This window comes from Blastococcus sp. CT_GayMR20, assembly GCF_004570345.1.
On the sequence record NZ_SPQM01000028.1, the window covers coordinates 22444 to 41925 of the forward strand.

Annotated in this window: 20 protein-coding genes; 14 read left to right on the forward strand and 6 right to left on the reverse strand. The window is 72.9% G+C overall.

Annotated elements, in window-relative coordinates; genetic code table 11:
• The first annotated feature begins 462 nt into the window (after positions 1-462).
• Positions 463-744: a hypothetical protein gene (locus tag E4P40_RS09260; protein ID WP_135158386.1), complete on the forward strand. Its 282-nt coding sequence runs from the start codon at positions 463-465 to the stop codon at positions 742-744.
• On the opposite strand, the gene E4P40_RS09265 is transcribed toward E4P40_RS09260, so the two are convergent.
• Positions 741-1247: a histidine phosphatase family protein gene (locus E4P40_RS09265; RefSeq protein WP_135158387.1), complete on the reverse strand. Its 507-nt coding sequence runs from the start codon at positions 1245-1247 to the stop codon at positions 741-743. The genes E4P40_RS09260 and E4P40_RS09265 overlap by 4 nt on opposite strands.
• Positions 1248-1289: 42 nt before the next feature.
• Positions 1290-1964 (reverse strand): MBL fold metallo-hydrolase, encoded by a 675-nt coding sequence (locus tag E4P40_RS09270; protein ID WP_135158388.1) that lies wholly within the window; start codon positions 1962-1964, stop codon positions 1290-1292.
• Between the two features lie 48 nt (positions 1965-2012).
• On the opposite strand from E4P40_RS09270, the gene E4P40_RS09275 reads away from it, so the two are divergent.
• The 3 genes from E4P40_RS09275 to E4P40_RS09285 all read left to right on the forward strand — a co-directional run bounded on the left by E4P40_RS09275 (position 2013) and on the right by E4P40_RS09285 (position 6880).
• Complete coding sequence (locus tag E4P40_RS09275; protein WP_135158389.1) at positions 2013-3437, forward strand: amidase; 1425 nt, start codon at positions 2013-2015, stop codon at positions 3435-3437.
• 136 nt (positions 3438-3573) lie between these two features.
• Positions 3574-6465, forward strand: a complete 2892-nt coding sequence (gene uvrA / locus E4P40_RS09280; protein ID WP_135158390.1) for an excinuclease ABC subunit UvrA — start codon at positions 3574-3576, stop codon at positions 6463-6465.
• A 151-nt stretch (positions 6466-6616) separates the two neighbouring features.
• Positions 6617-6880 carry a hypothetical protein gene (locus tag E4P40_RS09285; RefSeq protein WP_167762166.1) on the forward strand — a complete coding sequence of 88 codons (264 nt, stop codon included), beginning with the start codon at positions 6617-6619 and terminating at the stop codon, positions 6878-6880.
• On the opposite strand, the gene E4P40_RS09290 is transcribed toward E4P40_RS09285, so the two are convergent.
• The gene (locus E4P40_RS09290; protein WP_135158392.1) at positions 6819-7343 is read right to left on the reverse strand and encodes a hypothetical protein; all 525 of its coding nucleotides are present in this window, start codon (positions 7341-7343) and stop codon (positions 6819-6821) included. The two genes, E4P40_RS09285 and E4P40_RS09290, sit on opposite strands and share 62 nt — an antisense overlap.
• Positions 7344-7466: 123 nt before the next feature.
• On the opposite strand from E4P40_RS09290, the gene uvrC reads away from it, so the two are divergent.
• The 10 genes from uvrC to E4P40_RS09340 all read left to right on the forward strand — a co-directional run bounded on the left by uvrC (position 7467) and on the right by E4P40_RS09340 (position 18335).
• Positions 7467-9509, forward strand: coding sequence for an excinuclease ABC subunit UvrC (uvrC, locus tag E4P40_RS09295; protein WP_135158393.1), 2043 nt, complete (start codon positions 7467-7469; stop codon positions 9507-9509).
• The gene (rapZ, locus tag E4P40_RS09300; protein WP_135158394.1) at positions 9506-10444 is read left to right on the forward strand and encodes an RNase adapter RapZ; all 939 of its coding nucleotides are present in this window, start codon (positions 9506-9508) and stop codon (positions 10442-10444) included. Before uvrC ends, rapZ begins: the two co-directional genes overlap by 4 nt.
• A gap of 5 nt (positions 10445-10449) precedes the next feature.
• The gene (yvcK, locus tag E4P40_RS09305; protein ID WP_245160226.1) at positions 10450-11397 is read left to right on the forward strand and encodes a uridine diphosphate-N-acetylglucosamine-binding protein YvcK; all 948 of its coding nucleotides are present in this window, start codon (positions 10450-10452) and stop codon (positions 11395-11397) included.
• Between the two features lie 90 nt (positions 11398-11487).
• On the forward strand, positions 11488-12468 hold the full coding sequence (gene whiA / locus E4P40_RS09310; protein ID WP_092201032.1) for a DNA-binding protein WhiA: 981 nt from the start codon (positions 11488-11490) through the stop codon (positions 12466-12468).
• Between the two features lie 239 nt (positions 12469-12707).
• The gene (gap, locus tag E4P40_RS09315; protein ID WP_135158395.1) at positions 12708-13712 is read left to right on the forward strand and encodes a type I glyceraldehyde-3-phosphate dehydrogenase; all 1005 of its coding nucleotides are present in this window, start codon (positions 12708-12710) and stop codon (positions 13710-13712) included.
• Entirely contained in the window at positions 13712-14905 is a 1194-nt protein-coding gene (locus tag E4P40_RS09320) for a phosphoglycerate kinase (RefSeq protein WP_135158396.1), read from the forward strand. The genes gap and E4P40_RS09320 overlap by 1 nt, the downstream gene beginning before the upstream one ends.
• A gap of 13 nt (positions 14906-14918) precedes the next feature.
• Positions 14919-15746: a triose-phosphate isomerase gene (gene tpiA, locus E4P40_RS09325; protein ID WP_135158397.1), complete on the forward strand. Its 828-nt coding sequence runs from the start codon at positions 14919-14921 to the stop codon at positions 15744-15746.
• A gap of 49 nt (positions 15747-15795) precedes the next feature.
• A complete protein-coding gene (locus E4P40_RS09330) occupies positions 15796-17574 on the forward strand; it encodes an ABC transporter substrate-binding protein (protein WP_245160227.1) in 1779 nt (592 codons plus the stop codon).
• A gap of 63 nt (positions 17575-17637) precedes the next feature.
• Positions 17638-17871, forward strand: a complete 234-nt coding sequence (gene secG / locus E4P40_RS09335) for a preprotein translocase subunit SecG (RefSeq protein WP_135158398.1) — start codon at positions 17638-17640, stop codon at positions 17869-17871.
• Positions 17872-17993: 122 nt separating this feature from the next.
• Positions 17994-18335: an RNA polymerase-binding protein RbpA gene (locus tag E4P40_RS09340; protein ID WP_135158399.1), complete on the forward strand. Its 342-nt coding sequence runs from the start codon at positions 17994-17996 to the stop codon at positions 18333-18335.
• 4 nt (positions 18336-18339) lie between these two features.
• Here the strand turns inward: E4P40_RS09340 and E4P40_RS09345 are convergent, their stop codons facing one another.
• The 3 genes from E4P40_RS09345 to E4P40_RS28515 form a co-directional block, all read right to left on the reverse strand.
• The gene (locus tag E4P40_RS09345) at positions 18340-18522 is read right to left on the reverse strand and encodes a hypothetical protein (protein WP_135158400.1); all 183 of its coding nucleotides are present in this window, start codon (positions 18520-18522) and stop codon (positions 18340-18342) included.
• 110 nt (positions 18523-18632) lie between these two features.
• On the reverse strand, positions 18633-19271 hold the full coding sequence (locus E4P40_RS09350) for a PIG-L family deacetylase (protein ID WP_245160228.1): 639 nt from the start codon (positions 19269-19271) through the stop codon (positions 18633-18635).
• Between the two features lie 2 nt (positions 19272-19273).
• Positions 19274-19482: hypothetical protein (locus E4P40_RS28515; protein ID WP_209305238.1), on the reverse strand; the 209-nt coding region annotated here is incomplete at its 5' end.

Here is a 19482-nt window from a genome sequence, read left to right on the forward strand (position 1 = left end):
CCATCCCGTCCGTGGCCGAAACCGCGGCGGCCTTCGTCGTGCCCGGCGGAGTGGTAGACGCGGTCGCACGACCCAACCGAGGGTGGCGAATGAACGTTCAGATGTCAACGTGCCGCGGAAGGTGAAATTCGTCAACCGCAGACACCGGCTGCTGCCGATGTGCCCATGAGCCGTCTTGGCGGGCGGCCTCCGTCAGTGGCCTGAGGCGGGCCGACCCGCCTCCGGGACGTGGTGGACCCGTTCGGTCGCGAGTCCGGCGGTTCCTGCCGCCGGAGATCCGGAGCTGTTCGACGTCCTCGGCGGTCCTCTAGGTGTAGTGCCCACGGACCCTGTTGTGGCGTGGCTGGATGTACGAGTCGGAGGTCGTCGAGGAGGGAGGTCGACTGCTTAGCCGTCTGGACCGCCCGCGACCACGACGTCCGCCTCAGGGGGCCCGACGCCGCCATGCAATAGCGTCCTCGCATGGCGCTCATCTATCCCGTCCTGGCCGACGCCCCCGAGCCCGAGGAGGGGACCGCGCCCGACGTCGCCGAGCTCGCCTCCGACCTCTCCGACCAGTGGCTGGTCGAGGTGGCGGTGGGGGAGGACGGGGACGACGCGTGCTTCGGACCACTCGCGTCGGGCATGGCGTGGGACCTGGCGGTGGAGCTCAACGACAAGCGGCCCGACTGGACGGTCTCGGTCGTGCCCCTCTACGTGGCCGAGCCGGCCGACCAGATCATCGCGCTGTTCGAGGAGGACTAGGCACCGGGCGTCGCGACGTCGACCAGGGTCGCGATGCCCGGGGCGACCTCGCTGAACGGCACGGCCAGGGTGAACACCGCCACGGTGCCCGTCGGGAAACCGGCCTCGAGGTCGCGTAGCGCCGCCTGGCTGCCCCCGCCGCCGTCGAGGACGCTCGCCAGCAGCCCGATCGACGGGTTGTGGCCCACGACGGCCACCGTCTGCACGTCGTCCGGCGCCTCCCGGACGATCGCCAACAACGCCTCGACGGTGTTGTCGTAGATCCGGAGGTCGACGACCGGCGACGGATCCGGGCCGACCCGGGCGGCGGCCCGCTCCCAGGTCTGGACCGCGCGTCGGGCCGGGGAGACCACGACGTGGTCGGGCCCGAGGCCGGCGCGCGTCAGCCAGCCGCCGACGGCCGCGGCCTGCCGCGTCCCGCGCTCGGTGAGCGGCCGGTCGGCGTCGACGGCGCCGTGGGCCGCCTCGGCATGCCGGACCAGCAGGAGTCGGCGCGGCTGCATCGCGCAAGTCTGGCAGTCCGCCGGTCCCGCGATCGGCCGGGATCACCAGCCGCGGGCGCGCCATTCGGCGAGATGCGGGCGCTCGGCGCCGAGCGTCGTGTCCTTGCCGTGGCCGGGATAGACCCAGGTCTCGTCCGGCAGCGTCCCGAACAGCCGCTGCTCCACGTCGTCGATCAGGCTGGCGAACCGCGCCGCGTCCTTCTGCGTGTTGCCGACGCCGCCCGGGAAGAGGCTGTCGCCGGTGAAGACGTGGACTCCGCCGTCCCCCTCCGCCCGGTAGACCAGGGCGATGCTGCCCGGGGTGTGGCCGCGCAGGTGCACGACCTCGAGGGTGTGCCCGCCGACGGTCACCGTGTCGCCGTGGTCGACCGTTCGCTGCACGTCGACCGGCAGGTCGTCCGCGTCGGCGGCGTGGGCGACCGTCACCGCGCCGGTCTCCCGGACGACGTCCGCCAGCGCGCGGTGGTGGTCCCAGTGGCCGTGCGTGGTGACGACGGTGCGCAGGGCGGCGTCGCCGACCAGCTCGCGCAGCTTCGCCGGCTCGGCCGCGGCGTCGACGAGGAGGGCCTCGCCGGTCGCGGTGTCGCGCAGCAGGTAGGCGTTGTTGGCCATCTCGCTGACCGCCAGCTTGCTGATCGTCAGGCCGGGCAGTTCACGCACGTCGGCCGGCCCGCCCACCTCGACGTCGCCGGTGTAGGTCGGCTGCGGGGCGCTCATCCAGGACTCCGATCGGAAAGTGTCAGGGGCGGAAGTTACGGTCCAGTCATGGACGCTAGCGGAGCTGTCACGCGCCCTCATGGCGTTGCCCAGGTCGTCGGTCTGCCGGCGCTGGAGATCGCGGCACTCGTCAAGTCCGGCGAGATGACGGCCGTGGACGTCGTCCACGCGCACCTGGCGCACATCGACGAGGTGGACGCCCGCGTGGGTGCCTTCCGGGTGGTCCGGCGGGAGGCGGCGCTGGCCGAGGCGCACGCGATCGACACCGCGCTCGCCCGCTTCGCCCTGCCGCTGGCGGGCGTGCCGATCGCGGTCAAGGACAACGTGGCCGTCGCCGGCGAGGTCTGCACCGATGGCTCGCCCGCCTGCCCGGAGCGCGTGGAGACGAAGGACCACCCGGTCGTCGCCCGGCTGCGCAAGGCGGGCGCCGTCGTCGTCGGCATCACCCGGGCTCCGGAGCTGTGCCTCTACGGGGCCACGGACGGCCCGGGCACCGTGACCCGCAACCCCTGGGACACCGCGCGGTCGGCGGCCGGCAGCTCCGGCGGCAGCGCCGCCGCGGTCGCCTCGGGCTGCGTCCCGCTCGCCCACGGCAACGACGGCATGGGCTCGCTCCGGCTCCCCGCGGCCGCCTGCGGTCTGGTGACCCTGAAGCCCGGTCTCGGGACGGTGCCGGCCGAGATCGGCGCCGACAGCTGGTCGGGCATGGCGGTGAACGGGGCGCTGGCGACGACCGTGGCCGACCTCGCCGTGGCGCACGCGGTGATGGCGGGAGAGCAGCCGGGTGAGCTGCCGGCCCCGGGCCGGCCGCTCCGGATCGCGCTCTCCACCCGGTCGCTCGTCCCGGGCGCCCGTGCGGACGGGCCCGCCCGCGCCGCGGTGGACGCGATGGTGGCCCTGCTGATCGAGGCCGGGCACACCGTCGTCCGCAAGGACCCACCGATCACGCCGGGGGCAGCGGCGGGGGCCATGACCCGCTGGATGGCCGGCGCCGATAACGACGCGGAGCACCTCGGGATCGACCGGGCGGCACTGCAGCCGCGCAGCCGGACGCACGCCCGGATCGGCCGGGTGGTCTCCCGCCTGGGCCTGGTCCGTCCGGCGACCGCCGAACGGTTCCGGGCGCAGATGGTCGACTTCTTCGAGGACGTCGATCTGCTGCTGAGCCCCGTCTCGGCCGGACCGCCGCTGCCCGCGCGGCCGTGGCACGAGCGGTCGTTCCTGGCCAACATCGCCGCCAACGCCCGGTGGGCACCGTGGACGGCCGCCTGGAACCTGGCCGGCCTGCCGGCGCTCGTGCTGCCCACCGGGGTCCGCCCCGAGGGGCAGCCGCTGGCGGTCCAGTTCGTCGGCCCCCCGGACGCCGAAGGACGACTACTCTGGCTGGCCGGAGAACTGGAGCGCCGCCAGCCCTGGCGCCGCTACGCACCCGTGTTCGACCCCACCACCCCGTCGTCGACGGCGCCCGTCTGAGCCCTCGGCGGCGCGCCGTCCCGCGCGCGTGACGGGCGCGACACCGGGGCACGCCGGGGGGAGGGGAACAGCTCCGCGACAGCGGGCCTTGCCCTCAGTGATGATGCATCTGGCCACAGCGACTGACAGGGAACACATGGACCGCCTCGTCGTGCGCGGCGCCCGCGAGCACAACCTCAAGGACGTCCACCTCGACCTGCCCCGTGACGCACTGATCGTGTTCACGGGTCTCTCGGGCTCCGGCAAGTCGAGCCTCGCCTTCGACACGATCTTCGCCGAGGGCCAGCGCCGGTACGTCGAGTCGCTGTCGGCCTACGCCCGTCAGTTCCTCGGCCAGATGGACAAGCCCGACGTCGACTTCATCGAGGGCCTCTCCCCGGCCGTCTCGATCGACCAGAAGTCGACCAACCGCAACCCGAGGTCGACGGTCGGCACGATCACCGAGGTCTACGACTACCTCCGCCTGCTCTACGCGCGGGCCGGCCAGCCGCACTGCCCCAACTGCGGCAAGCCGATCTCCCGGCAGACGCCGCAGCAGATCGTCGACCAGGTGCTCGGCATGGAGGAGGGCACCAAGTTCCAGGTGCTCGCCCCGGTCGTGCGGGCCCGCAAGGGCGAGTACGTGGACCTGTTCAGCTCGCTGCAGACGCAGGGTTTCTCCCGGGTCCGGGTGGACGGCGTGGTGCACCCGCTCACCGAGCCGCCGAAGCTCAAGAAGCAGGAGAAGCACACGATCGAGGTGATCGTGGACCGGCTGACGGTCAAGGAGAGCGCCAAGCGCCGCCTCACCGACTCGGTCGAGACGGCCCTCGGCCTGGCCGGCGGGCTCGTCGTCCTCGACTTCGTGGACCTCCCCGAGGACGACCCGTACCGCGAGCGGACCTTCTCCGAGCACCTCGCCTGCGTCGACGACGGCCTGTCCTTCGAAGCCCTCGAGCCGCGCTCCTTCTCCTTCAACTCGCCGTTCGGCGCCTGCCCGGAGTGCACCGGCATCGGAACGCGCAAGGAGGTCGACCCCGACCTCGTCGTGCCCGATCCCGAGAAGACCCTCGGGCAGGGGGCCATCGCCCCGTGGGCGAGCTCGATGACGAACGAGTACTTCCTCCGCCTGCTCACCGGCCTGGGATCGCAGCTCGGTTTCTCGATGGACACCCCGTGGGAGCGGCTGCCCGCCAAGGTGCAGAAGGCCGTCCTGCACGGTTCGCCGGACCAGGTGCACGTCCGCTACAAGAACCGCTACGGCCGCGAGCGCAGCTACTACGCCGCGTTCGAGGGCGTCGTCCCCTTCCTCGAGCGCCGGCACGAGGACACCGACAGCGACTACGCGCGGGACAAGTACGAGGGCTACATGCGCGACGTGCCCTGCCCCGTCTGCCACGGCACCCGCCTCAAGCCCGAGATCCTGGCGGTCAAGCTCAACGGCCGCTCGATCGCCGAGGTCACCAACCTCTCGATCGGCGACGCCTCCGACTGGCTCAGCGGCCTCGAGCTCGGCGAGCGGGAGCGGGCGATCGCCGACCGGGTGCTCAAGGAGATCCAGGCGCGGCTGTCGTTCCTGGTCGACGTGGGTCTGGACTACCTCTCGCTCGACCGGCCCGCGGCGACCCTCGCCGGAGGGGAGGCGCAGCGCATCCGGCTGGCCACGCAGATCGGCTCCGGGCTGGTCGGCGTCCTCTACGTCCTGGACGAGCCCTCGATCGGGCTGCACCAGCGCGACAACACCCGCCTGATCGAGACGTTGGTCCGGCTCCGCGACATGGGCAACACGCTCATCGTCGTCGAGCACGACGAGGACACGATCAAGGTCGCCGACTGGATCGTGGACATCGGCCCCGGGGCGGGCGAGCACGGCGGTGAGATCGTCGTCAGCGGCCAGCTCGAGGACCTGATGAAGAGCGAGCGCTCGCTGACCGGCGCCTATCTGTCGGGTCGGATGGCGATCGAGATCCCGCGGAAGCGCCGCGAGCCGACGCCCGGCCGCGAGCTCGTCGTCAAGGGCGCCCGCGAGCACAACCTCAAGGGCGTCGACGTCACGTTCCCGCTGGGCTGCTTCGTGGGTGTCACGGGCGTGTCCGGGTCGGGCAAGTCCAGCCTGGTCAACGACATCCTGTACACGACACTGGCCAACCAGCTGAACCGCGCGCGGATGGTCCCGGGCCGGCACCGGACGGTCACCGGGCTCGAGCACCTCGACAAGGTCGTGCACGTCGACCAGTCGCCGATCGGCCGAACCCCCCGGTCCAACCCGGCGACGTACACGGGGGTCTGGGACCACGTCCGCAAGCTGTTCGCCAGCACCACCGAGGCGAAGATGCGGGGGTACCTACCCGGCCGCTTCTCGTTCAACGTCAAGGGCGGCCGCTGCGAGGCGTGCTCCGGTGACGGGACGCTCAAGATCGAGATGAACTTCCTGCCCGACGTCTACGTCCCCTGCGAGGTCTGCAAGGGCGCCCGGTTCAACCGGGAGACCCTCGAGGTGCACTACAAGGGCAAGACGGTCGCCGAGGTCCTCGACATGCCGATCGAGGAAGGGGCGGAGTTCTTCGCTGCCATCCCGGCGATCTCCCGCTATCTGCGCACGCTCACCGAGGTCGGGCTGGGCTACGTCCGGCTCGGCCAGCCGGCGACGACACTGTCCGGCGGTGAGGCACAGCGGGTGAAGCTGGCCAGCGAGCTGCAGAAGCGCTCGAACGGCCGGAGCATCTACGTCCTCGACGAGCCGACGACCGGTCTGCACTTCGAGGACATCCGCAAGCTGCTGCTGGTCCTTCAGGGCCTGGTGGACAAGGGCAACTCGGTCATCGTCATCGAGCACAACCTCGACGTGATCAAGAGCGCCGACTGGCTCATCGACATGGGGCCCGAGGGCGGGTTCCGCGGCGGCACCGTCGTGGCCGAGGGGCCGCCGGAGTTCCTGGCGACGGTCCCGGAGAGCCACACCGGCCGGTACCTCGCCAAGATCCTCGACCCGGACGCCGTCGCCGCGGCAGGGGCGCCGAAGAAGCGGGTGCGCAAGAAGGCCAGCTGATGGGCGTCCAAAAGTGCCGCGGAGACTCGCAGCCGAGCTCTTCACGGCGTCTGGGACCTGCTGGGCAAGGACGACCGCATGCTCCACATGGCGCACGCCTCGCGGCACCACGGGGAAGCGTCGGCGCCCCGGCCAACCTGGCCCGGGGCGAGTGGCTGTGCCCCAGGTCTACGCCGCTCTCGGGCGGGCTGAGCCGTCCCTGCACCACGCGCGGCGCGTGCTGCAGATCTGCGAGCGGCACGGGATCGGCGACTGGGACCTCGCCTTCGCCCACGGGGCGATCGCCCGGGCGCAGAGCCTGGCCGGCGGCGGCGAGGCGGCGCGCGAAGCCGTCCGGGCCGCACGGGCCGTCGTCATCGCCGGCGACGAGGAACGGGAACTGCTGGAGGCCGACCCCGCGACCCTCCCCGCCTGACCGCGGCGGGCCGGATCCACTCGACCACCCACGTGTCGCCCGGGGCCAGGGACGCCCACCGGCGCTCGGCCACGGCAAGCTCGGCTGAGGCGGCAGTCAGCGCGTCGGGGGAGTGCCCGGCGGCCTCGACCTGACCGGGCAGCACTGGCTCCTTCCGCGCGAGCCGGCCGACCAGTTCGGCGAGGGCCTCCGCCGCCTGGATGCTCGCCGCGCGCTCCTTCTTGAGCCGCTGGGACCGCTCCCCGGCGTGCGGCGGTTGCCGGCCCGTGACATGGCGCATGCTGCCCCAGACCACGCCGTCGGCCACGCACCCCCAGATCCCGTCGGGCACCCCCAGGCTCTGCTCGACCAGGGCGTGCACCAGGTCGTGCGGCAGCGCATCGCCGCCGCCCGCGCCCCGCATGCAGAAGACGACGCCGTCGTCACGCTCCACGAGCGTCTCGACCGGACGGCGGTCGGCCATGCGCTGGAAGGTGATCCGCACGGCCCCACTGGCCGGGCGGCGTCAACCGGATAGCTGTGACTCCCGTGGCGGGGGAGCCGGGGGTTCCGGCGCCCTGTCGGAGCACCGACCTAATCTGGACCCATGGCCGACCCGTCGACGTACCGCCCGGCGGTCGGCAGCATCCCCGAATCGCCCGGGGTGTACCGATTCCGCGACCCCAACGGCCGGGTCATCTACGTCGGCAAGGCCAAGAGCCTCCGGCAGCGCCTGAACAGCTACTTCGCCGACGTGGCCGGTCTCCACCCGCGCACCCGCCAGATGGTGACGACCGCGGCGGGCGTCGAGTGGACGGTCGTCGGCACCGAGGTCGAGGCGCTCCAGCTCGAGTACAACTGGATCAAGGAGTTCGATCCGCGGTTCAACGTCCGCTACCGCGACGACAAGAGCTATCCGAGCCTCGCGGTCACCCTGAACGAGGAGTACCCGCGCCTCCAGGTGATGCGTGGGCCGAAGCGCAAGGGCGTCCGCTACTTCGGTCCCTACGCCCACGCCTGGGCGATCCGCGAGACCCTCGACACCCTCACCCGCGTCTTCCCGGCGCGCACCTGTTCCAACGGTGTCTTCAAGCGGGCCGGCCAGATCGGCCGCCCCTGCCTGCTGGGCTACATCGGCAAGTGCGCCGCCCCCTGCGTGGGCCGGGTCGACGCCGACGAGCACCGCCGGATCGTCGAGGACTTCTGCGACTTCATGGCCGGCAGGACCGAGTCGATGGTGAAGCGCCTCGAGCGGGAGATGGCCGCGGCGTCCGAGGCCCTGGAGTTCGAGAAGGCCGCCCGCCTCCGCGACGACCTCGGCGCCCTCAAGCGGGCGATGGAGAAGCAGGCCGTCGTCCTCGGGGACGGCACGGACGCCGACGTCGTCGCCTTCGCGCAGGACGAGCTCGAGGCCGCGGTCCAGGTCTTCCACGTCCGCGGTGGGCGGGTCCGCGGGCAGCGCGGCTGGATCGTCGACAAGGTCGAGGCGGTCACCACCGGCGAGCTCGTCGAGCAGTTCCTGCTGCAGGTCTACGGCGGCGTCGACGAGCAGACCGGCGTGGGCGAGGCGGGGGAGACCGTGCCGCGCGAGGTGCTCGTCCCCGAGCTGCCGGAGGACGCCGACGTCTACACCGAACTGCTGGAGGAGCTGCGCGGCGGCCGGGTGTCGCTGCGGGTGCCCCAGCGCGGCGACAAGCGCAGCCTGCTGGAGACCGTGGAGCGCAACGCGAAGGAGGCGTTCGCGCGGCACCGGGTGAAGCGGTCCAGCGACCTCACCGCCCGCTCGCTCGCCCTCGCCGAGCTCCAGGAGGCGCTGGAGCTGCCGGACGCCCCGCTGCGGATCGAGTGCATCGACGTCTCGCACGTCCAGGGCACGAACGTCGTGGCCAGCATGGTGGTGTTCGAGGACGGGCTCGCGAAGAAGTCCGACTACCGCCGGTTCTCCGTCACCCACGGAACCGACGACACCGCCGCGATGGCCGAGGTCGTCCGCCGCCGGTTCGCCCGCCACCTGCAGGAGGAGGCCGACCGGCGCGACGAGCAGGGCGTCGCCGCCGAGGACGGCCGGCCCCGGCGGTTCGCCTACCCGCCGAACCTGCTCGTGGTGGACGGCGGTGCGCCGCAGGTTGCGGCCGCGAGCAGGTCCCTCACCGAGCTGGGGATCACCGACGTCGCCGTGTGCGGCCTCGCCAAGCGCATGGAGGAGGTGTGGCTCCCGGGGGACTCCGACCCGGTGATCCTGCCACGCACCTCCGAGGCGCTCTACCTGCTCCAGCGGGTGCGCGACGAGGCGCACCGCTTCGCCATCACGTATCACCGGCAGAAGCGCTCGACCAGCATGCTGGTGTCGCTCCTGGACGACGTCCCCGGCCTCGGGGACACGCGGCGGAAGGCCCTCATGAAGCAGTTCGGCTCGCTGAAGCGGCTCCGTGCCGCCTCGATCGAGGAGCTCATGCAGGTGCCCGGGATCGGGCGCCGGACGGCGGAGGCCGTACAGGCCGCCATCGCCGAGCCGGCCGACCCCGCCGGGGCGGCGGCGGACTCCTCACCCGCCACGGAGTCGACGACGGCGCCCCAGGGTCCGGCCGAGCGGGGCACTCCCCGCGACGGTGCCGGTGAGACCGCCGAGGTCGGCCGGGTGGCTTCGTGACCGTCGGCACCGGGGACGGGCCGGCCGGTCCGCAGAGCGACGTCGCGCCCGGGCTCGACCCGACGACGACCGAGACCGCCCCGCTGGAGGTCGTGGTCGTCACCGGCCTCTCGGGGGCCGGCAAGAACAGCGCCGGCCGGGTGCTCGAGGACCTCGGCTGGTTCGTCGTCGACAACCTGCCTCCGGCGCTGCTGCTGCCGATGGTGCGGCTCGGCGCCCGCGGGGATCTCCGCCGGTTCGCCGCCGTGGTCGACGTCCGCAGCCGGGCCTTCTCCAGCGATCTCCAGGAGGCGATCCGGGTGCTCGCCGAGGCCGGGCACCGCCCGCGCGTCGTCTACGTGCACGCCCGCGACGAGGTCCTGGTGCGACGGTACGAGTCCAACCGGCGGGAACACCCGCTGCAGGGCTCCGGGACCCTCACCGACGGCATCGCGGCCGAGCGGGGGCTGCTCACCGGGATCGCCGGCGACGCCGATCTGTGGGTGGACACCAGCGACCTCAACATCCACCAGTTGCGCGCCACGCTGGAGAACGCCTTCGCCCGCGACGGGCAGACCCCGCCGCTCACCGCGACGGTCATGAGCTTCGGGTTCAAGTACGGCCTCCCGCTGGACGCCGACCTCGTCGTCGACGCCCGGTTCCTGCCGAATCCGCACTGGATCCCCGAGCTCCGGCCGCACACCGGGCGGGACGCGGACGTGCGCGACTACGTCCTCGGGCAGCCGGACGCCGCGGCGTTCCTCGACCGCTACGTCGACGTCCTCCGGCTGCTGGTCCCCGGCTACCAGCGCGAGGGCAAGCGGTACCTGACCCTCGCCGTCGGCTGCACGGGCGGCAAGCACCGCAGCGTGGCGATCGCGGAGGAGTTCGCCCGCCGCCTCAAGGCCGAGGGCGTGGCCGCGGCCGCCCGTCATCGCGACCTGGGTCGCGAGTAGTGGGCGTGCAGGCACCGCGGGTCGTCGCCTTCGGCGGCGGCCACGGCCTCGCCGCCGCCCTGGCGGCGTGGCGCCGCCTGACGACCGAGCTGACGGCGGTGGTGACCGTCGCCGACGACGGCGGCAGCTCCGGCCGGATCCGGCGGGAGATGCCGGTCCTGCCACCGGGCGACCTCCGCATGGCCCTGGCCGCCCTGGCCGGCGACGGCGCCCAGGGGCAGGAGCTCGCGGCCCTGCTGCAGCACCGGCTGGGCGGCACCGGCGTCCTCGCCGGCCACCCGGTCGGCAACCTGATGCTCACCGGCCTGGCCGAGATGCACGGCGGCGACACCGTCCGGGCGCTCGGCGAGCTCGGGCAGCTGCTGGGCTGCAGCGGCCGCGTGCTGCCGATGGCCGACGTCCCGCTCGACCTGGTCGCCCGTGTGGAGACCACCGACCCGGACGACCCCGCGCGGACCCGCACGATCCGCGGTCAGGTCGCCATCGCCGCGACGCCCGGTCACGTCAGGGAGATCCTCGTCTCCCCGCACGATCCGCCGGTCCATCAGGCGGTGCTCGACGCCATCGCGACGGCGGACGTGGTCTCGCTCGGCCCGGGATCCTGGTACACCTCTGTACTGCCGCATCTGCTCGTGCCGAAGTTGCGGGCCGCACTGGCCGCGACGCAGGCCCGGGTGGTCGTGGTGCTCAATCTGGAACCGCAGCCAGGCGAGACGGACGGGTTCTCGCCGGAGGAGCATCTCAGCGTCTTGCAGGCACATCTGGGCGGAGTGGCGTTGCACACGGTGATCGCCGATGCTGATTCGGTGGTTGACCGCCGTGGTCTCCTTTCTGCGGTACGTGAACTCGGCGCTGAGCTCGTGCTCGCTCCGGTCGCGGAGCCGGACGGTTCGCCACGGCACGATCCCGAGCGACTGGCTGCCGCGCTGGCCTCCGTGGCCGGCGCGCGGTGAAGGAGTACGGGTGTCCGATCGGGTATCGGAACTGATGGCAACCGTCGTCGTTCCGTGGCCGTCGGTACGAGGGGGAAGGGGACGCCGCACATGGCGATGACCGCAATGGTCAAGGACGAGCTCTCACGGGTCGAGTGCACCAAGACCTCCGAGCGCAAGGCGGAGGTCACCGCGCTGCTGCGCTTCTCGGGTGGCCTGCACATCGTGGGTGGCCGGGTGGTCATCGAGGCCGAGCTCGACACCGGTTCGGTGGCCCGACGTCTGCGCCGCGACATCAGCGAGGTCTACGGCTACACCAGCGGCGTCAGCGTGCTCGCCGGCGGCAACATCCGCCGCGGGGTGCGCTACCTGGTCCGCATCGCCAAGCACGGTGAAGGCCTGGCCCGTCAGACCGGCCTGGTCGACCAGCGCGGCCGCCCCGTCCGCGGTCTGCCACCCGCGGTCGTCTCCGGCGGCATCAACGACGCCGAGGCCGCCTGGCGCGGCGCCTTCCTCGCCCACGGCTCGCTCACCGAGCCCGGCCGGTCCTCCTCCCTCGAGGTCACCTGCCCCGGCCCGGAGGCGGCGATGGCGCTCGTCGGCGCCGCCCGCCGGCTCGGCATCCCCGCCAAGGCCCGCGAGGTCCGCGGCGCCGATCGGGTCGTCATCCGGGACGGCGATGCCATCAGCGCCCTCCTCACCCGCATGGGCGCGCACGACGCCGTCCTCGCGTGGGAGGAGCGGCGGATGCGCCGCGAGGTCCGGGCCACCGCCAACCGCCTGGCCAACTTCGACGACGCCAACCTCCGCCGCTCGGCCCGGGCCGCCGTCGCGGCGAGCGCCCGCGTCGAGCGGGCGCTGGAGATCCTGGCCAACGACGCCCCCGAGCACCTGCTGGTGGCCGGCCGGCTGCGCCTGGAGTTCGGTCAGGCGTCGCTGGAGGAGCTCGGCCAGCGCGCCGACCCCCCGATGACCAAGGACGCCGTCGCCGGTCGCATACGGCGTCTCCTAGCGATGGCCGACAAGCGCGCCAAGGACCTCGGCATCCCCGACACGGAATCCGTCGTCACCGACGACATGCTGGCTCAGTAACCCGTAGGCGCAGGTCGGTTTCGAGGGCTGCCGACGTCCTGGCTCACCTCCAGGGGTCCTGGCTCACGGTCGACACTGAGGCAGGACCACTGACGATCAGGTCACCTGATCATCGTCGAGCCCGACGGGCCTGTCGGCCGCCGACCGTCGGAAGCCGCGGTCTCCCGAGACCGATAGGGTTTCCCGCGAGCGAGGCCGCATCCCCCTACGCGCGGCCCCTGATCCACGTGGAGGCTGCTGTGACGGTCCGGGTAGGCATCAACGGCTTCGGCCGCATCGGCCGCAACTTCTGGCGGGCGGCCGCCGCCAGCGGCCAGGACATCGAGATCGTGGCCGTCAACGACCTCACCAGCAACGAGGTGCTCGCCCACCTGCTCAAGTACGACAGCATCCTGGGCGTCCTCAAGGAGGACGTGGCCGCCGACGGCGAGGGCATCAAGATCGGTGGCAACACCATGAAGGTGCTGTCGGAACGGGACCCCGCCGCCCTGCCGTGGGGCGACCTGGGCGTCGACGTCGTCATCGAGTCGACCGGCTTCTTCACCAAGGCCGCCGACGCCCGCAAGCACGTCGACGCCGGTGGGGCCAAGAAGGTCATCATCTCCGCGCCGGCCAGCGACGACGACATCACGATCGTCATGGGCGTCAACGACAACCTGTACGACGGCTCGCAGACGATCATCAGCAACGCGTCCTGCACCACGAACTGCCTGGCCCCGCTCGCCAAGGTCCTCAACGACGCCTTCGGCATCGAGCGCGGCCTGATGACGACGATCCACGCCTACACCGCGGACCAGAACCTGCAGGACGGGCCGCACAAGGACCTCCGCCGCGCCCGTGCCGCCGCCCTCAACATGGTGCCGACCTCCACCGGTGCCGCGAAGGCGATCGGCCTCGTGCTCCCGGAGCTCAAGGGCAAGCTCGACGGCTACGCCATCCGTGTGCCCGTCCCGACCGGCTCGGCGACCGACCTCACCGTCCAGGTCTCGCGCGAGGCCTCGGCCGACGAGATCGACGCCGCCTACCGGGAGGCCGCCGCCGGTCCGCTGGGCAAGTACCTCACCTACACCGACGCCCCGATCGTCTCCTCCGACATCGTCACCGACCCGTCGTCCTGCATCTACGACGCGAAGCTGACCAAGGTCTTCGGCCCGATGGTCAAGGTCCTCGGCTGGTACGACAACGAGTGGGGCTACTCGAACCGCCTCGTCGACTGCGTCTCGATGGTCGGCAAGTCGCTCTGATGCGCTCCGTCGACGACCTCATCTCCGAGGGCGTCTCCGGCCGGCGCGTCCTGCTGCGCACCGACCTGAACGTCCCCCTGGACAAGGGCACCGGCGGGATCACCGACGACGGGCGGATCCGGGCCAGCCTGCCGACGCTGCAGGCCCTCCGCGACGCCGGCGCACGGGTGGTCGTCGCCGCGCACCTCGGCCGGCCCAAGGGCGCGCCCGACCCGCAGTTCTCGCTGGCCCCGGTCGCGGCGCGCCTGGGCGAGCTGCTCGGCACGGACGTGCCGCTCGCCGCCGACGTCGCGGGCGACGACGCCCGCGCCAAGGCCGAGGCACTCGGCGACGGCGACGTCCTCCTGCTGGAGAACGTCCGCTTCGAGGCCGCCGAGACGGCCAAGGACGACGCCGCGCGGGGCGAGCTGGCCGACCGGCTGGCCGCCCTCGCCGACGTGTTCGTGGACGACGCGTTCGGCGCCGTGCACCGCAAGCACGCGTCGGTGTTCGACGTGGCCGAGCGGCTGCCGCACTACGCCGGCCGGCTGGTGGCCCGCGAGCTCGAGGTGCTCACCCGCCTGACCACCGACCCGGACCGGCCCTACGTGGTCGTCCTCGGCGGTTCCAAGGTCAGCGACAAGCTGGCGGTCATCGAGGCACTGCTGCCGAAGGTCGACCGGCTGCTGGTCGGCGGCGGCATGTGCTTCACGTTCCTCGCCGCACAGGGGCACGGGGTCGGGAAGTCGCTGCTGGAGGCCGACCAGGTCGACACCTGCCGCCGGCTGCTGGCCGAGGCCGGCGACCGCATCGTGCTGCCGGTCGACGTCGTCTGCGCGCCGGAGTTCAGCGCCGACGTGGAGACCACGATCGTGCCGGTCGAGCAGATCCCGGACGGCCAGATGGGCCTCGACGTCGGGCCCCGCACCGTCGAGCTGTTCGGCACCGAGCTCGGGAACGCCCGCACGGTCTTCTGGAACGGGCCGATGGGCGTCTTCGAGCTCGCCCCCTTCCAGGAGGGCACCCGCGGCGTCGCCGCCGCGGTCGCCGCCGTCGACGGGCTCTCCGTGGTGGGCGGTGGGGACTCCGCCGCCGCGGTCCGGCAGCTGGGGCTCGACGAGGCCAGCTACGGGCACATCAGCACCGGCGGCGGCGCGTCGCTGGAGTACCTCGAGGGCCGGGAACTCCCGGGCCTCGCCGTGCTGGCCGGCTGAGAGGTTGAGGTTCATGGCTCGCAAGGACCGCGCCGAGCCGCGGCGGGGCGCCTTCCAGGGCGGGGACCGGCGCACGCTGATCGCCGGCAACTGGAAGATGAACATGACGCACCTGGAGGCCATCGGCCTGGTGCAGAAGCTTGCCTTCACCATCCCGGAGACGGTGCTCGACACCGCGGACGTCGTCGTCCTCCCGCCGTTCACGGCGCTGCGGAGCGTCCAGACGCTGGTGACCGGTGACAAGCTCTCCGTCGGCTACGGCGCGCAGGACCTGTCCGCGCAGGACTCCGGTGCCTACACCGGTGACGTGAGCGGCGCGATGCTCGCCGCCCTGGCCTGCCAGTACGTCACCGTCGGCCACTCCGAGCGGCGCGCGATCCACGGCGAGGACGACGCGTTGGTGGCGGCGAAGGCCCAGGCGGCGCTGCGGCACGGGATCACGCCGATCGTGTGCGTGGGGGAGGGGCTTGACGTCCGCCAGGCCGGCGAGCACGTGTCCTACTGCACCACCCAGCTCGACGCGTCGCTGGAGGGACTGACCACCGAGCAGATGGTGTCGGTGGTGATCGCCTACGAGCCCGTCTGGGCGATCGGCACCGGCGAGGTGGCCACCCCGGAGGACGCGCAAGAGGTGTGCGGTGCACTGCGGGCGCGGCTCGCCGAGCGTCACGGTCCGGAGTCGGCCGCTTCCGTACGTATCCTTTACGGCGGGTCGGTGAAGGCCTCGAGCACGGCCGGCATCCTGGCCGGGCCGGACGTCGACGGCGCGCTCGTCGGTGGTGCCAGCCTGGACGCCGACGAGTTCGCAGAGATCTGTCGGATCGCCGCCGACGGCAGCTGACCGCCGCTGACCGTCGCCGGCCGCACAACCGGGGGCGGAACAGCAGGCTGTGGAGAACACGCTCGAACGGCTGAACCGGCGTCTTCCCGCCTGGGCGCGGGACCGGCCGCGCCGGCGGATGCTCGCCGCCGCGGCGGTCGTGGTCCTGGTGGTGGTCATCGCCGTCAGCTGCGCCGGCGGTTCCGGCGGCCGGGCGGACGTCCCCGTCGTCGAGGGGGAGCCCGGCGCCGCGGTCAGCGGGATCCGGGCGCCGTCCTCGGAATCCGGGGGCACCCTGCGAGTGGTCTCCGCCGACATCGACAGCCTCGACCCGCAGCGCTCCTACCTGCCGGGCGTCTGGAACCTGATGCGGCTCTACACCCGCACGCTGGTCACCTACAGCACCGAGCCGGGGAAGACCGACCAGCTGGTGCCGGACCTGGCGACCGACCTCGGGACGCCCTCCGACGACGGCCTCAGCTGGACGTTCACCCTCCGCGAGGGCGTCCGCTTCGAGAACGGCCGGCCGATCACGGCGCAGGACGTCAAGTACGGCATCCAGCGCTCCTTCGCCTCCGACGTCGTCGTCGGCGGGCCCACCTACGTCGTCGACCTGCTGGACGACCCGGCCAATCCCTACCCCGGGCCGTACTCCACCGAGGAGGACGACCCGGACCTCACCGCGATCGAGACCCCCGACGAGCGCACGATCGTCTTCCGGCTGCGGGCTCCGCAGTCGGACCTCCGGTACGTCCTGGCACTGCCGTCCAGCAGCCCGGTGCCGCCGGAGGCCGACACGCGCGGGGACTACGGCGCCGACCCCGTCGCCTCCGGTCCGTACGCGATCACCTCGGTGGATCCCGTCACGGGGATCCTGCTGGACCGCAACCCCGAGTGGGACCCGGCTACCGACGACGTCCGCACCGCGCTGCCCGACCAGGTCGTCGTCCGGACCGGGCTGAGCGGCGTGGAGCGCGACCAGGCCCTGCTGGCCGGCTCCGCCGACGTCGACATGTCCGGCACCGGCGTGCAGGCCCCGACGACGGCCCGGCTCGCCGTCGACGAGGACCATCCCGTCCGGGACCGGGTGGACGACGTCACCACCGGAGCGCTCCGCCTGCTCGCGCTGCCGACCGTGGTGGCGCCGATGGACAACGCGGACTGCCGGGCGGCCGTCGCCGCGGCGATCGACAGGCGTGCGGTGCAGGAGGTCCTCGGCGGCCCGGAGGACGTCGTGCGCCGCTCCCAGCTCTGGCCGCGCGGCCTCGACGGCGGCCCGGACGAGACCGACCCGGAGCCCGACCGCGACGGCGCGCGGGCCTCGCTGGAGGCGTGCGGGCAGCCCGACGGCTTCTCGACCGTGCTGGCGGTCGCCGACACGCCGAGCAGCGTCCAGGTCGCTGACGAGATCGCCGCCCAGCTCGGGGAGATCGGCGTCGAGGTGGAGGTCCGTCCGCTGGGGGCGACCACCTTCTACGCCACGGACGTCGGCAACCCGGACAACGTCGCCGCCAACGGCTACGGGATGGTGCTGGCCACCTGGACGGCGGACTTCCCGACCCCCGGCTCCTTCCTCGCCCCGCTGGTCGACAGCCGCAGCGTCCGGCAGGTGGGCAACACGAACTACGCCCGGCTGGCCGATCCGGCGGTGGACGCGCTGGTCGACCAGGCGCGCGCCTCCGGGGACGTCGGAGTCTGGCGGGAGATCGCCACGACGGTGGGGGCGTCGTCGGTCTACGTGCCGCTGGCCGAGAACCGCGCGCAGCTGGTCGCAGGGCAGCGCCTGCACAACGGCGTGGTGATGCAGCCCTTCAGCGGCTACGACCTCGCCACCGCCGGCGTGCGGTGAGCGTCGGTTAGTCTCGATGGAGAGAACCGGTGCCCGTCGCCGGTCTGCGAGCCTGGAGAAGTCATGGTCGAGCTGGTCCTCAACGTGCTGCTGGTGATCACCAGCACGCTCCTCGTGGTGCTGATCCTCCTGCACCGCGGCAAGGGCGGCGGTCTGTCCTCGATGTTCGGCGGCGCCACCTCGTCCTCGCTGAGCGGCTCCGCCGTGGTCGAGAAGAACCTGAACCGCCTCACGGTGTTCACCGCGGCCATCTGGACCGTCTGCATCATCGGCCTGGGCATCCTGCTGAAGGTCTGAAGCACTCGGGATGCGGGCGCGAAACCCCGCGAAATCGTGACCGAATATCGCCTGCCCAGGCCCTAGACTGCCCGCGCGGCGGTCGTCAGCCGCACATCCCGTACCCGATGCAGGGGGCGCTCGTGGCTGGTGGCAACGCGATCCGGGGCACCCGGGTCGGCGCAGGACCGATGGGTGAGGCCGAGCGCGGAGAGGCCGCTCCGCGGAACCGGATCCCGTTCTGGTGCGCCAACCGGCACGAGACCCGTGTCGCCTTCGCCAGCGACGCCGACGTCCCCGAACTGTGGGACTGCCCCCGCTGCGGCCTGCCGGCCGGGCAGGACGAGCAGAACCCGCCGCCGGCGCCGCGGACCGAGCCCTACAAGACCCACCTCGCCTACGTGCGGGAGCGGCGCAGCGACGCCGACGGGGACGCCCTCCTGGAGGAGGCGCTCACCCGGCTGCACCGCCGCCGCGGCGCCTGACCCGTCAGCTGCCCGACCGGGGGGCCGGAATCGCCCGCCGCGAGGTCCAGCGCGCGTTCTCGACGTCCCAGTACTCCGAGCGCGGACGGGCGCTGCGCGACCAGAGCCACGGCTCGACCCAGGCAGCGTCGCCGGTCGCGGACCGCGGGGAGGGGACGACGTCGGTGCGGGTGTCCTGGACGGTCATGGCGCGCTCCTGAGTGCGTCGGCTGTGCGGCAGCATGCCGCGTGCTGACAGGTTGAGCGCCGGCCGGGCCGGGCGGATACAGCGGGCGGGCACGCCGGCGCGGCTGGTCGTCACGCCCCGTGGCAGGGGAGCACGACCTCCGCGAGGTGGTCGGTGGCGAGAAACGCCCGGCGCAGGCCCTCGCTGAGCCCGTCGAACGGCGAGGTCTGCGACCGGTGCTCGGCGATGGCCGCTTCCCGCCGGGCGAGCACGTCGGTGGTGTCGATGACGTGGGTGATCTCGTCGTCCCTGCGGCCGAGCCTCGCCGGGTCGAGGGTGTGGTAGGCCGCGTCCGGCCGCACCGATCTCATCTCGTCCAGCCACCGGCGCAGCAGGCTGTTGGGGAGGCAGGACTCGTAGAGCGCAGGCCCTACGGGCGTGGCCGCGAGCGCGGCGAGCACAGCGCCCCGCACCTGCAGGTGGTCGCGGTGACCGTCGCTGCCGTCGAGGACGACGACGACCGCGGGGTCGATCTCCCCGACCAGGCGGGCGAGGACCTCGGCGACCTCGGCGACCGGGGCGGCGCACAGCGATCCGGGTGCCTGCCCGCCGTCGAACCCGGAGTCCCGGTAGCCCAGGAGCTCCACGCGTGCGACACCGAGAATCGCGGCGGCGCGGCGCAGTTCCGCCTCCCGGACCGTCCCGAGGTCGGCGTCGGCCGGGAAGTCCGGCTCGACCTCGCCCGCCTCGCCTCGCGTCGCGCAGGCCACGGTCACCTCGGCGCCGTGCCCGGCGGCCCGGGCGATGGTCGACCGCAGCCGAACGTCTCGTCGTCCGGGTGGGCGACGGCGACCAGCCACCGGTCGCCGGGACGCACGTCCCGGAGCCGGTCGCGGGCCGCAGGGTTCACCGCTCGCCCGCCGCCGCCCGGTCCAGCAGCCAGCGCGTCGCCCGGCGGCCGTGCACGCCGGCCGCCGGGAC

Coding starts and splice junctions, on each gene's coding strand:
- E4P40_RS09345 (WP_135158400.1), bottom strand. CDS start 18,522: ATGACCGTCCAGGACACCCGCACCGACGTCGTCCCCTCCCCGCGGTCC.
- whiA (WP_092201032.1), top strand. CDS start 11,488: ATGGCGATGACCGCAATGGTCAAGGACGAGCTCTCACGGGTCGAGTGC.
- E4P40_RS09275 (WP_135158389.1), top strand. CDS start 2,013: ATGGACGCTAGCGGAGCTGTCACGCGCCCTCATGGCGTTGCCCAGGTC.
- secG (WP_135158398.1), top strand. CDS start 17,638: ATGGTCGAGCTGGTCCTCAACGTGCTGCTGGTGATCACCAGCACGCTC.
- E4P40_RS09270 (WP_135158388.1), bottom strand. CDS start 1,964: ATGAGCGCCCCGCAGCCGACCTACACCGGCGACGTCGAGGTGGGCGGG.
- tpiA (WP_135158397.1), top strand. CDS start 14,919: ATGGCTCGCAAGGACCGCGCCGAGCCGCGGCGGGGCGCCTTCCAGGGC.
- E4P40_RS09265 (WP_135158387.1), bottom strand. CDS start 1,247: ATGCAGCCGCGCCGACTCCTGCTGGTCCGGCATGCCGAGGCGGCCCAC.
- uvrA (WP_135158390.1), top strand. CDS start 3,574: ATGGACCGCCTCGTCGTGCGCGGCGCCCGCGAGCACAACCTCAAGGAC.
- E4P40_RS09290 (WP_135158392.1), bottom strand. CDS start 7,343: ATGGCCGACCGCCGTCCGGTCGAGACGCTCGTGGAGCGTGACGACGGC.
- E4P40_RS09320 (WP_135158396.1), top strand. CDS start 13,712: ATGCGCTCCGTCGACGACCTCATCTCCGAGGGCGTCTCCGGCCGGCGC.
- uvrC (WP_135158393.1), top strand. CDS start 7,467: ATGGCCGACCCGTCGACGTACCGCCCGGCGGTCGGCAGCATCCCCGAA.
- E4P40_RS09260 (WP_135158386.1), top strand. CDS start 463: ATGGCGCTCATCTATCCCGTCCTGGCCGACGCCCCCGAGCCCGAGGAG.